The following is a 12,475-nucleotide window of genomic DNA, read 5'->3' on the forward strand; positions in this document are numbered from 1 at the left end:
AATAATGACCAACGCTGCTGTAACAATACTGCAAGAAGCCCAGCAAAGTCCCGTCGCGGATATTTATTCTGCCCACATCGCGATAGTTCGTCCAATATTATCTGGGTTGTTATACTCACTTAAACAAGATGTAGTTGCGGAAGTTGGTGGCTACAAGAATGTGAAATTGAAAATGCTTCCTCGCCTAAGGCGCGAGGGCGATGGGGATGTTGGCATTTGCTTTGAATATGCCGTTCATGATGCACTCCGACGGCGGCATCCAAATATTACAGAGCGCATCTATGATGCGCTCACCAGATATTGTAGAGTTCCCGGCGCCGAGATCGATTCAATTCTTTTTGCTGCGGAAAAAAACGGATCTCTTCAGTTAATTGATACGGCAACTGGAGTCCTAACCGACGAATCCAGAATTCTTACCGGCGCACAGGCGCAACCACCAAAGCTTAAGCAATACCTGTCTGATATTGCACGCGCATTTCGCTCATCCACTTTTCGAGAGATGCTTCCCAGCACAATCAAAGGGTTATGGAAAGCTGATTTGTTTGTTGGGTGTCGAGATTCGGATAGATGGGTTGGGACGACGGTAAAAATAAATCCCGCGGCGCTGGAAGGGGCGCCAGGATTGAGGCTTGGCATAGTACCGTCCATGCAAGGAAGGCATGATAATATCAGATTCGATCAGGCAAAAAATCTCGTTGTTTGCCCGGTCCCCTACGATGCCTCATTTATGGAAGCTTTTTATATTTCCTGGGGCATAGTGAAGCAATTCTTGGACGCTGACGCCAACATGCCAAGGGAGGTTTTCCTTCCCTCTCCGTTTCAACGCCAAGTGGCAAACGAGCTTGTTATTCGACGGGAATTTGATGTTGTTGATGTTATTGAGGCGTTGCAGCCATTGGCTCAGCCGCACCTCTTGATTAACAATCCGCAAGATGTGAGGGTAGATGTCGAAGGTGCAGATATGACGCCAGACACAATTATTTCCCCCATTCCTGGTATTATTGTTTAATAGGAAATTTTTCGGCTGGCATATGCTGGTCGTTAATTTTATCCTGTGAAGGCCGCCTTTTTGCTTTTTGAATGGCAGCAAAGGGGCGGTAACGATAACTTCCTCGGGCTGTGACCGGCCGGTAGTGCTTCACTGTGCGTGAGTAAGGGCTTCGTAGAGCCCTGGATTCACGCGGGAGAGATCCAACTCCTGAGCGGCTTCCTCGGCCGAGGCCACAAGTTCTTGGCAAGCTTCAGCGACGCTCATGCCGTTTCTTGTAGCCGCGTCGGTAGTAGTATCGCCAATGGTTCGCTCCATGCTGGGCTTCAACTGGGCGTACATCACTTCTTCCAGCTTGTCGGCCGAATAGGGGCCGCGGGCATTGATGATGCGACTCTTCGCATACATGGTCCGCGTGACGTCGCTTGAACGCTTCGACGAACGGTGTAATGTCGACCCCCTGGGATTTACAGTAGTCGGGTCGCGTTTGCAAATTGATTAGGTAGAAGCCGAGAAATTGGCCTGCAGCTACATCAGCTTTTTTGCGTCGTCTGTTGCTTGTGACAATAACCTCGCTCTTTTCGACAGCAGATTGCTGCATTGCTTCCCCCAGCGGCTTGTCAGGGTATGTATTAGCAGCTTGGGTGTGGCTTGGTCTGCTTTTGCAGCGCCTTGCGTTAGCCCTTCGTTTTCCGCCCACTGCTGTCGAGCGCTCTTGACCGCTACAAACGCCAGCACGAAAGCGATCACACCAATGCCCCACGTCTTCCAGGGCGATTTCTTGGAAGAGTTGCTGCTCGGGTTCTTAGGTTTCGTGTGGGTATTTGCCTCTGAGTTTGGCTAGCGCTTCTTGTCGACGGCGAACCCGTTGACGATCCATGTCAGCGCGAAGGCGATACCGAACCCGACCAGGCCGACAACGACAGAGGCAAATGTCGAGACCCAATCGGTTTCCCGCGTGGTCGGAGTGGCGTTCTTAAAGTGGGCAGCAAGGACGGTGTCAGCGTTGGGCAATGCAGGGGAGCCAAGCCATTCGTCCAGAGTATTAGGACGTGGCGCTTTCGGTGCGGCGGCGCGTTGGGAAGCGACGACATCGACCAACTTTGACTGAGTCTGGCGCTCGTAAAGCGCAATCTGTTCGTCACGCGTGAGGTCACGCTCGCGTCCGTAGCCAGTGATGCATGCCAATACGACGAACATTGCCAGCCATAGCCAACCCAAGACTGTTATGACTTGTGCGATGCGCCGCAGACCTTCGCTCATTTTCGACCCCCAAACCATTGTTGATGTGGCTGTGATTCTAGCCCGCGATGGCCGCGTTCGGGCCGAAGCCAGCCGCTCCGCTCGAAGCGCTTGGATGTTTCAGATGGGTCGCTCTGAGACCATTATCCCCACTCCGCAAGTCGGCGAGCGCTTGCTGGGCGGCTCTCCGGCTGTCGCCATCGCTGCCTTTGCTCAGCAGGCCGCGCCTCTATATCTAAATAGATGGGGAGGTGAGTCAATGCCTCGTCCCCTCTTGACACCAGGTGCACCACCTGCCAAGGCACCAGCCCGGGCAGCCCTTATGCTGGGCAGGTGGGGGCCGGCCACCAGCCCATCTCTCACGGTGCTAGGGCTCGCGCCGTGCAAGTCGGAACCAGCCGCCGCGGCCGCGAGGCTAGCGGGGGGCCCCGACGGGGTCAAGCTACGTGCGGGGTCAAAGAGCCCCGGCCTGCGGGAGTTTTTCGGGTTTTCAAACTTGATTCCGGTAGGTATTTCCATGGGCCAGCCGTGAAGCGGACGCGCCAGCCCCGAAACGCCCTCGCCAGCCTCCGAAATCCAGCCGCAGGACGCTCCAACGCTGAAAATCGCACCATGCGGGCATGGAAATTAATCAAGTTGCGCCGTCCGCGCCGCCTGGGCTCTACCGGCTCGCCGCTGCCGCCGCCGTGGTCGGCATTTCCGTCGACCTGCTGGAGGCGTCAATCAAGCGAGGGGACATTCCCGTCAATCTTGTAAGGCTGGGCGAACGCGGCCTTATTTTTGTGCGCGCGGCGGAGCTGCATGCCTGGCTGACCGGGCCGGATCCGGGCACGTCACCGGCTGGCGGCGCAGGCGCAGGGGGTTGACGGCAATGAGCGAGACGACTCAGCCCCGCGCCACGAAGGGTAATGGCCACGGGGGCGCCCGCGCTGGCGCAGGCCGGAAGCCTAAAGACTTTGTAAAGCCCGAGGCAACCGTAGATTTCGAGGAAGCCCGCGCACGGAATGAATCGGCAAAGGCGGATCTGAACGAGCTGGAGTTCAAGATAAAGAGCGGTGAGTACGTCGCTCGCGTGGCGGTGGTCCAGGCTACAGCGACGGCGTACGCCGCTATTGCTCAGACGCTACGTTCATTGCCTGATCACCTCGAGCGTCGTCTAGCGCTTGCGCCTGAAGTGGCTGAAGAGATTGGTAGGCAGATCGATGAGGCCCTTGGCGAACTGGCCGGTGTCCTTGAAAAGATGAGGGGCGAAAATGCTTGACGAATCCGCGCACTATGATCTTGCGCTAGCCGATGTTCTGAGCGGATACAGTGCGTTTCGCCCCCCGAAACGCGTGTCTGTCAGCCAAGGCGCCGCCGAGAACCTCATCATCAAGCAGACCGGCGGCCCAGCTACTCCATGGTCACCGGACGAGACGCCATACATGGTCGAGCCGACGAACATGCTCGCCAGCCGGAGACATGAGTCGGTGGTCTTCGTCGGGCCGGCGCGCACCGGCAAGACGGTCTCTCTGCTGCATGGCTGGATGGCGCACGCCGTGGTCAACGATCCGGGCGACATGCTGATGGTGCAGATGACGCAGGACAAGGCGAGGGAATTCTCCAAAACGGAGATCGACCGCGCGCTGCTCAACAGCCCGAACCTGAAGGCGATGAAGTCCACCGCGGCTTCGGACGACACCGTACACGACAAGCAGTTCAAGCACGGCATGTGGTTGCGCATCGCCTGGCCGACCACACCGAATCTGTCCGGCTCGACTTACCGCTACGTTGCGTTCACCGATCTGGATCGGATGCCGGACGACATCGGCGGCGAAGGGCCGCCGTTCCCGCTAGGCCTGAAGCGCACGACGACATTCATGAGCCGCGGCATGGCCCTGGCCGAGTCGTCGCCGGGCCGGGATCTCACCGACCCGAACTGGGTTCCGGTTACCCCGCACGAAGCGCCTCCGACGAACGGCATCCTCGGGCTGTACAACGCATCCGACCGCCGCCGGTGGTACTGGAAGTGCCCAGACTGCCGGCATTGGCTCGAGGCCGAGCCCGGCATGGGGCTATTCCACCTACCGCCGCTCGACCAGCTCGGCCAAATGGTGCGCGAGGGTAGCATCGATTCCCTCGCAGCTCACTACAACCGTGTCCTCTGCCCGCACTGCGGCTCCATGATCGAACCGAAGTGGAAGCCGATGCTAAACCGCGGTGGCGATTGGCTGGCCGAAGGACAGAGCCTCACCGTCGACAACGAAAAGATTGGCGAGGCCACCGTATCTACCTCTGCCGGCTATTGGCTGGGTGGCGTGGCAGCGGCGTTTCAGAGCTGGAAGTCCCTGCTGGTGCGCTATTTCACGGCGTTGCGGCAGTACGAACTTAGCGGCGATGAGGAGCTGCTGAAAACAACCACAAACGTCGACCAGAGCATGCCTTATATGTCGCGGCACCTGGCTGACGCTGCGCGTAACAACGTTGATCCGTCCAATCGAAAGGAAGATGACCTGCAACAGTATGTCGTCCCCGACGAGGCACGCTGCGTGAAGGTCTCGGTCGACGTGCAGGGCGGCGCAAATGCTCGATTCGTGGTGCAGGCGCATGCCATCGGACCCCACTTGGAGCAGTGGGTGATTGACCGCTACTCGATCACAAAATCAAAACGTCAGGGCATGGGTGAGGACTTTGCGCCGATCGACCCCGCGTCCTATGCGGAAGACTGGGACCTTCTCACCGAGAAGGTCGTGCGGGCGACTTACCGCACGAGCATGGAAGGCAAGGAACTCCAGGTCAAGCTCGCCATCGTTGACACTGGCGGCGAGGACGGCGTTACAGACAAGGCCTACGATTGGTATCGCCGAATCCGAATTCAGGGCTACGCTTCGCGCGTCATGCTAATCAAGGGCGCGTCCACCAAGACCGCGCCAATCATCCGTGAGACGCTGGTTGGCGGGAAGAAGGGGAAAGAGGGCGACATCCCCTTATATATGCTGAACCCGAACCTGCTGAAGGACGCAGTTTCCACTAGTTTGAAGCGGCAGAAGCCCGGCCCGGGGTACATCCACTTGCCGAGCTGGCTTTCGCCGGCCTTCTTCGATGAGATGTTCCGGTCGGAAGTCCGCCAGCCGAATGGGGTCTGGAAGCAGATACGCAAGCGTAATGAGGCGTTCGACTTGGCTGCCTACATTCGCGCCGGTTGCCTTCGTCTGTCGCTCGACAAACTAAAGGATTGGGACAAAGCGCCACCGTGGGCACGGCCATTGGCCGAAAACAGCGACCTGATCACCCGGGAAGACCGGCGGGAGATGCAGGAAAACACGCTTATCGCGCCAGTCCCAACTCCAGTTCCGGCGCAGCAGCCTCGACGCCGCCGCGTCTCGCGCTCACCGTACATGGGGTGATACGAAATCCGACCGCAGGCGCATGGATGGTGTGCCGCTGAAAATCAGCGTGCATCCATCCAAGGTCACCCCATGCCGGTCACTCAATCCGACATTGACGCGCTGAACACGGCGATCGCTTCGGGCGAGCGCCGGGTAACGCTCGGCAGCCAGAGCATCACGTACGCCTCGATCGCCGAACTGATCCAGGCGCGTGATGACATGCGCCGGCAACTGACCGAGCAGTCCAACACCGCGCCGCGCCGGCGCACGCAGCTGTACTACGGTGGCCGGGGGTACCATTGATGTTCGACCGCATCCGCAGCACTGTTACCCGCGCCATCTCCAGCGCCGTCACTTCGATCGTCGCTCAATACGATGCTGGCGGCACGGGTCGCCGCATGCGTGGCTGGCGTCCGCCATCGTCAGGCCCGAACAGAGCCACCTCGCAGGCGCCGAAGGTCCGTGACCGTGCGCGCGACGCTGCTCGGAATGACTGGACAGCTTCTGCTGGCGGTCAGCGCTGGGTCACCAACCTTATCGGTACCGGTATTGTGCCGCGCGCCAAGCGCATCACGAATAAGGCACAGAAGCAACTTGCTGCGGATCTGTGGGATCGCTGGACGAAGCAGTCAGATGCCGACTGTGTGCTGAACTTTTATGCACAGGAGGCGATGGCTACCCGCGCCTGGCTGGAGTCCGGCGAGGTGTTCGCGCGCCTGCGCTGGCGCCGCAAGGGCTCGATGGAGGTGCCGATCCAGGTGCAACTCATCGAGGCGGACTTCGTGCCGCAACTCGACACCGAGACGTGGCCGAGCCTGCCGGTTGGCAACAAGATCCGCCAGGGTATCGAGCTCGACAGGCTCGGCGCCCGCGTCGCCTACTGGATCTACAAGGCGCACCCGACGGATTTTATGGCGGGCAACATCGACAAGTCGCAGTTGATCCGCGTCCCGGCGGACGAGATTCTGCACATCTTCGAGCCGAAGCGCCCAGGTCAGCTCCGTGGAGTGTCGGAATTTGCCTCTGTGCTGGCCCGCTTGCGCAACGTCGCCGACTTCGACGATGCGGTGCTGGAGCGGCAAAAGCTCGCCAACCTGTTCACGGCGTTCATCGAGAAGCAGTATCCGACGAGCCCTGACGGCATCGACCCGATGACCGGGACGGCGATCAATTACGAAACCGACGGCACACCTGTGGCCGCCTTGCAGCCCGGAATGTCGCAAGAGCTTCTGCCGGGCGAGAAGGTCACGTTCTCGAATCCGCCAGGGGCCAGCGCGACCTACGCGGAGTACATGCGCACGCAACACCTGGCGAACGCCGCGGGGCAAAACCTGCCGTATGAGCTGCTGTCCGGCGACATCATCAACGTCAGCGACCGCACGCTGCGAGTCATCATCCAAGAGTTCCGGCGCCACGTCGAGCAACGCCAGTGGCACGTAATCATTCCGATGTTCTGCCAGCGCGTACGCGAGGCCTGGGTTGACCAAGCTGTGCTCGTCGGCGCGCTGCCCAGGTCGATCGCCGATGACGCGAAGGCGGTCGAATGGGCGCCGCACGGCTGGCAATACATCCACCCCGTACAGGACGTCCAGGGCAAGCAGCTGGAGGTCAATGCTGGCTTCCGCTCTCGTTCAAGCGTGATCGCAGAGCGCGGTGACGATCCCGAGCAGGTCGACGCAGAGCGTCAGGCCGACATGAAGCGGGCTGAAGAACTTGGCCTCCCGACCGCTCCCAAACCTGGTGCCGCTGGCCCCGCAGATGGCACTTCCGCAGGTCCGAACAACGACTCCAATAAGCCCACGAAATGACCCTGAACGAGCTGATCACCGAATTGGGTAAAGCCGCACCGGCCGCCGTCGTCGGCGTACTGCAGTGGATTACGGAGTCGCTTCCGACGGCACTGCTGTGGCTCACGTTCATCTACACCGCACTCCAGTTCTACGTCTTCGTGCGGGACAAGCTGCGCCGCAAGGTGAAGGCGACGGACGAAACTGAAGCCTGACCCGAAATCTGTCCGCAGGCGAAGACGCTCGCTGACGAAGACAATTCGCATCATCAAAAAGGACCGCCATGAAAGACTGGTACAAGATCATTGCAAAGGCTGCTGACCAGCCCGCGCAAATCTCGGTGTTCGACGAGATCGGCGCATGGGGTGTCACCGCCAAGATGTTCATCGACGAGCTGAAGGCGCTCGGTACGGTCAAGAAGATTGACATGGACATCAACTCGCCCGGCGGCTCGGTATTCGACGCCCTGGCGATGTACAACGCCCTTCGCGCAACCGGCGCAGAGATCACCGTGAAGGTGCTCGGCGTGGCCGCGAGCGCCGCAAGCCTGTTGGCGATGGCTGGTGACAAGATCATCATGCCGGAGAACGCCTTCATGATGGTCCATAACCCGCTGGCTGGGGCGTTCGGCAACGCCGCGGACCATCGTGATATGGCCGACGTGCTCGACAAGATCGGTGCTTCGCTCGTCGGCACCTACGTTGCCCGCACCGGTCGCACCGAAGACGAAGTCAAGGCGCTGCTCGACGCGGAGACGTGGCTGAGCGCTGCCGATGCCGTCGCGCAAGGCTTCGCCGACGAAACGCAACCGGCCCTGAAGGTCGCCGCATCGTTCGACTTCGACCGTATGCCGCAGAACGTTCAGGCGCTGTTCAAGCCGGCAGCCAACACCAGCCCGACCCCTGCACCGACCCCCGCTCCTGCGCCTTCGCCGACCCCGGCGCCTGCACCGACACCGCCCGTCGCACTGGCCGATCAGGTCCTCGCTCTGGCGACTGAGGCTGGCCTGGCTGACTTCGCCGCGCACTGGGCACTGACGGTCGCTTCGATCGAGGCTGTGACGCCGCTCATTGCTGCTGCCGGCGAGATCCGCGCGCTGTGCGTCCTCGCCAAGTGCCCTGATGACGCCGCGGCGTTCATCAAGGCAAATACCTCGATCGAGAAGGTGCGCGAGACGCTGTGCGCCAGCCTGGCCGCGAAGTCCGAGAACAAGCCGATCAACACCGCCCCACCGGTTAAAGGTTCGACCGCCAATGTTGCGCAGCCCGAGGCGGTTTCGTCCACCAGCATTTGGGCTGCGCGCCAAAAAGCCAATCAAGGAGTTTAAGAAATGCCGACTTCCTTCACCGAAGGTCTGCACACGGCGGAGTTCCTGCTCTCGGAAGCCAAGGGTTCGTACAGCCGCGAACAGGTCACCCTGGCCGCCGGTGCTGCCGCACTTTCCTCAGGCACCCTGCTCGGCAAGGTGACCGCCACGGGCAAGTATGTCGCCTACGCGAACGGCGCCAGCGATGGCTCGGAAGTCGCCGCGGCGATTCTGTACGCTGGCGCCCCCGACCTGGCAGTCGACCAGAAGGTCGCCGTGATCTCCCGTGCCGCCGAGGTCTATTCGGGCGCGCTGGTCGGTCTGGATTCCGCAGCCCGCGCCGACCTGGCTGCGGCCGGCATCGTCGTCCGCGACTAAGCGGATTCCCACTACCTCAAAGGAGATCCGCAAATGCCGGCACTCGATATTTTCAACAACGACGCTTTCAAAGTCGTGTCGCTGACGAAGGCGATCAACGACGTTCCATACCAACCGAAGCGTATCCAGCAACTGGGGTGGTTCGCGGAGGAAGGTGTCAGCACCACCTCCATGATGATCGAGCGTCAGGGCACGACCATCAGCCTTGTCGCAGCCGGCGCCCGCGGCGCACCCGCCAAGCCGGTCGGCGCGGACAAGCGCAAGCTGGTATCGGTGCCGTCGATCCACCTGCCGCAGCGCGCCACCATCAACGCCGATGAGGTCCAGAACGTTCGCGCGTTCGGTTCCGAGACGGACGAGGAGCTGGTGACGAACATCGTCAACAAGCGCCTGACGAAGCTGCGCCGCAACATCGACACGACCATCGAGTATCAGCGCATGGGCGCCATCAAGGGCCAGGTGCTCGACTCGGACGGTTCGGTGCTGCTCGACCTGTTCCAAACCTTCGGCCTCGCCAAGACGACCCTTGCGATGGCGCTGAACGTCGATGCGACGAAGATGCGCTCCAAGGTGGTCGGTGGCAAGCGCCTGATGGAACAGAAGCTCGGCGGCCTGGAGTACAGCGGCATCCGCGTGCTGTGCGCTGCTGACTTCTTCGACGCATTCGTCGACCACCCGGCCGTGCAGCGTGCCTACGACAACTTCCAGGACCGTCAGCAACTGCAGGCAGACCTGCGCGACGGCTTCCGCTGGAACAACGTGATCTGGGAAGAATACCGCGGCAATGTCGGCGGCACCGACTTCATCCCGAGCGGCAAGGCGTACATGGTGCCGGAGGGCGTGCCCGATCTGTTCAGCACGACCTTCGTGCCGGCCGACTACATGGAGACGGTCAACACGATGGGCCTGCCGTACTACGCCAAGCAGGAAACGCTGGACTTCAACAAGGGCGTGGAAGTGGAAGCGCAAAGCAACCCCATCCACCTCTGCACCCGCCCGGACGCGATCGTCGAGCTGTCGATCTCGTAACGTGGCACTGAGCGCGTTTCAACGCCTCTCTGACCGCATCCTCGCTCGACTGGGTGAGGATGCGGTGTTGCGTGGTACCGATCCGTGCCGCGTCAACATTGAGTTCAACGTTGAGGTGGTCGGTACGGACGGGCAGATGTCGTTCGCCCGTGCGGTGGTGACCTGCCAGCGGTCCCTGCGCCCTCAACGCAACGAATCGCTGGCCCTTGTCGACTCCGACGGGGTGCCCATCCCAGGCCAGTCCTACTTCATCGACTCCCCTGCGTTCGAGGACAACGGCTACACCGCTCGATACGTGCTGAGGAGGGCGTGATGGCTGGCCGCTCATCCGCCTTCTCCGTCACGGTAGATACCGTCAGGTTAGAAGAGATAGGCAATTCGCTGTCCCATCTGGACGATGCCGCGCTCGGCCGCTCTGCTGTCACGGCGGTGAATATTGTCGCGCAGAAGGCGTTCGCCGACGCCAAAGCGAAGATGAACGCCGGCATCAACCTGCCGGATAGTTATCTCGATGAACGCATGGCGATCGAGCTGGCCACTGACCCGGCGAAGCCGAGGGCGCGGATCCTCGCGCGCGGGCGCCTGACGACGCTGACGCAGTACGGTGCGCAGCAGTCGACGCGGCCCGTCAAGTTCTCGAACGACTCAATCAGCCCCGGGAAGTTGGGGCGCAACCCCCGCAAAGCTGGTTCGCTGCTGCCGTGGAAGCTCCGCGTGGGCAACCAGGCGCTCGGCATTCCGGTCGGCATGAAGCAGGACGGGATCTCCGTCGAGGTCACGCGCGGCGGGCGCAAGTCAATCACCAGCGTGCAGCCGTTCTTCGTCCGGGGGCGCAGCGGCAACCTGCTCGTGATGACGCGCAAGCCGGGCACGACCGGGAAGAAGCGGGGCGACCTGAAGGCGCTGTACGGCCCGTCCGTCTATCAATTGTTCCGCGCGGCACTGGACGAGACGTTCCTGAACGACGTTGCGGACCGCCTCGGAAAGACGGTAGTCACGCTCACGGCAGACGAACTGAAAAAGGCTCTTGGAAATGAGTAAGGCAAGCGACATCGCGGTCGAACTGAGCAACCGCATCGCCCGGATCACGAAGGCGAACGGCTTCAACACCGACATCGGGCTGCGGGTCTTCCGCGGCAAGCGCGCGTTTAGCGAGGACGACCTGCCGTGCCTGGTGCTGGTTGAAGGCAACGACACGCCGCAGGACGACGCACTGACCGCGATGGTGGTCAGCCAGCGGTACGTGTTCGAGGCGCATACCGAATGCGACCCGGATCACCCGAATGACGCTGCGCACCTGGTCATTGCGGACCTGAAGCGTGCCATTTTCGCCGGCGAGCCGAAGCTAGGGATGCGCCTGAATGGCAAGGCAAAGGGCATGACTTACAAGGGCCGCGTGATCGGTGCCCGCGAGGATGGGGCACCCACCGTGTTCGCAGGCATCCACATCGACGTGCTCTACGTCGAGGATCTGACGAACCCTTGACGAAATTCATCCGCAGGCACGGCACGCTGCGGATCGACATAGTGCTGATGTGCCAGTGCTGGCTTAACTTTGGAGAAATCCCATGACCGCTGCTCGCGGATTTATCGGTGCTGGCGACCTCTACATCGCCCGCTACAACCCCACCACCTCCCAGTTCGACGCTTTCAAGGGTCCCTACGAGGCGAATAAGTTTGAAATCAAACCGGGGGTAGAAATCAAGGACAACACGTCCCGCGGTCGCAACACCTACGGCCAGATCCTCGAATCCGTGACGCTGCCGAAGCCGACGGAATTCACCCTGGATCTGGCGGAAGTGAACCGAGAGGGTCTGTCGACCGCACTTCTCGGCACCGACAGCGACATCAACGTCGCCGCCGATAGCATCGCGGACGAGGCTATCACCGCGAAACTCGGTGCCTGGGTGGAATTGTCGAAGCAGAACTTCCAGAAGACCGGCTTCCTGGTGAAGAACACGGCCGGCTCGACCACCTACGTGCTCGACACCGACTACGAAGTGAACTGGCGCATGGGTTGGATTCGCACCAAGGTCGGCGGCGCCATCACCGATAACCAAGCTCTGAAGGTTACCGGCAATACCAATGCCATGACCGGCACGCTGATCCGCGGTTCGACCAACGCACAGATCCGCGCTCGCTTGCGGTTCGACGGCATCAACTTTGCCGACAACCTGCCGTGCATCGTTGACGTGTACGAAGCTGTGATCGCTGCCAACTCGGCCTTCGACTTCCTGCAGAGCGACTTCGCAAAAGTCAGCCTGCCGGGCCGTCTGAAGACTCCGGTTGGCAAGCAAGAGCCGTACACCGTCAAGCTGCTCGACAGCGCCGCCTAAGCGGCGATGCGCACGCCCGGGGCATTCGTCCCGGGTGCCGG

Annotated in this window: 16 protein-coding genes; 14 read left to right on the top strand and 2 right to left on the bottom strand. The window is 60.9% G+C overall.

Going from position 1 to position 12,475, the window contains the following annotated elements:
* The first annotated feature begins 4 nt into the window (after positions 1–4).
* Positions 5–1,009, top strand: a complete 1,005-nt coding sequence (locus IPF36_RS05735; protein WP_195427538.1) for a hypothetical protein — start codon at positions 5–7, stop codon at positions 1,007–1,009.
* A 129-nt stretch (positions 1,010–1,138) separates the two neighbouring features.
* On the opposite strand, the gene IPF36_RS05740 is transcribed toward IPF36_RS05735, so the two are convergent.
* Together IPF36_RS05740 and IPF36_RS05745 are read right to left on the bottom strand one after the other, a co-directional pair.
* On the bottom strand, positions 1,139–1,396 hold the full coding sequence (locus IPF36_RS05740; protein WP_195427539.1) for a hypothetical protein: 258 nt from the start codon (positions 1,394–1,396) through the stop codon (positions 1,139–1,141).
* A gap of 432 nt (positions 1,397–1,828) precedes the next feature.
* Positions 1,829–2,251 (bottom strand): hypothetical protein, encoded by a 423-nt coding sequence (locus tag IPF36_RS05745; RefSeq protein ID WP_195427540.1) that lies wholly within the window; start codon positions 2,249–2,251, stop codon positions 1,829–1,831.
* 599 nt (positions 2,252–2,850) lie between these two features.
* Here IPF36_RS05745 and IPF36_RS05750 point away from each other — a divergent pair.
* The 13 genes from IPF36_RS05750 (at position 2,851) to IPF36_RS05810 (ending at position 12,434) form a co-directional block, all read left to right on the top strand.
* Positions 2,851–3,096, top strand: coding sequence for an AlpA family transcriptional regulator (locus IPF36_RS05750; RefSeq protein ID WP_195427541.1), 246 nt, complete (start codon positions 2,851–2,853; stop codon positions 3,094–3,096).
* Between the two features lie 5 nt (positions 3,097–3,101).
* Positions 3,102–3,491, top strand: a complete 390-nt coding sequence (locus tag IPF36_RS05755; RefSeq protein WP_195427542.1) for a DUF1441 family protein — start codon at positions 3,102–3,104, stop codon at positions 3,489–3,491.
* A complete protein-coding gene (locus tag IPF36_RS05760) occupies positions 3,484–5,616 on the top strand; it encodes a phage terminase large subunit family protein (RefSeq protein ID WP_195427543.1) in 2,133 nt (710 codons plus the stop codon). The genes IPF36_RS05755 and IPF36_RS05760 overlap by 8 nt, the downstream gene beginning before the upstream one ends.
* A 72-nt stretch (positions 5,617–5,688) precedes the next feature.
* Positions 5,689–5,901 carry a phage head-tail joining protein gene (locus IPF36_RS05765; protein ID WP_195427544.1) on the top strand — a complete coding sequence of 71 codons (213 nt, stop codon included), beginning with the start codon at positions 5,689–5,691 and terminating at the stop codon, positions 5,899–5,901.
* A complete protein-coding gene (locus IPF36_RS05770) occupies positions 5,901–7,406 on the top strand; it encodes a phage portal protein (RefSeq protein WP_195427545.1) in 1,506 nt (501 codons plus the stop codon). Before IPF36_RS05765 ends, IPF36_RS05770 begins: the two co-directional genes overlap by 1 nt.
* A complete protein-coding gene (locus IPF36_RS05775) occupies positions 7,403–7,600 on the top strand; it encodes a hypothetical protein (protein WP_195427546.1) in 198 nt (65 codons plus the stop codon). The genes IPF36_RS05770 and IPF36_RS05775 overlap by 4 nt, the downstream gene beginning before the upstream one ends.
* A gap of 68 nt (positions 7,601–7,668) precedes the next feature.
* A complete protein-coding gene (locus IPF36_RS05780) occupies positions 7,669–8,712 on the top strand; it encodes a head maturation protease, ClpP-related (RefSeq protein WP_195427547.1) in 1,044 nt (347 codons plus the stop codon).
* Positions 8,713–8,715: 3 nt separating this feature from the next.
* Complete coding sequence (locus tag IPF36_RS05785) at positions 8,716–9,069, top strand: head decoration protein (RefSeq protein WP_195427548.1); 354 nt, start codon at positions 8,716–8,718, stop codon at positions 9,067–9,069.
* 33 nt (positions 9,070–9,102) lie between these two features.
* A complete protein-coding gene (locus IPF36_RS05790) occupies positions 9,103–10,098 on the top strand; it encodes a major capsid protein (protein WP_195427549.1) in 996 nt (331 codons plus the stop codon).
* A gap of 1 nt (position 10,099) precedes the next feature.
* Entirely contained in the window at positions 10,100–10,411 is a 312-nt protein-coding gene (locus IPF36_RS05795) for a hypothetical protein (protein ID WP_195427550.1), read from the top strand.
* On the top strand, positions 10,411–11,139 hold the full coding sequence (locus tag IPF36_RS05800; protein ID WP_195427551.1) for a phage tail protein: 729 nt from the start codon (positions 10,411–10,413) through the stop codon (positions 11,137–11,139). Before IPF36_RS05795 ends, IPF36_RS05800 begins: the two co-directional genes overlap by 1 nt.
* Positions 11,132–11,584: a hypothetical protein gene (locus tag IPF36_RS05805; protein WP_195427552.1), complete on the top strand. Its 453-nt coding sequence runs from the start codon at positions 11,132–11,134 to the stop codon at positions 11,582–11,584. The genes IPF36_RS05800 and IPF36_RS05805 overlap by 8 nt, the downstream gene beginning before the upstream one ends.
* An 82-nt stretch (positions 11,585–11,666) precedes the next feature.
* Positions 11,667–12,434 carry a hypothetical protein gene (locus tag IPF36_RS05810; RefSeq protein WP_195427553.1) on the top strand — a complete coding sequence of 256 codons (768 nt, stop codon included), beginning with the start codon at positions 11,667–11,669 and terminating at the stop codon, positions 12,432–12,434.
* Positions 12,435–12,475: the final 41 nt, after the last annotated feature.

The organism is Cupriavidus sp. IK-TO18 (assembly GCF_015549295.1).
GTDB classification, from domain to species: domain Bacteria; phylum Pseudomonadota; class Gammaproteobacteria; order Burkholderiales; family Burkholderiaceae; genus Cupriavidus; species Cupriavidus oxalaticus_A.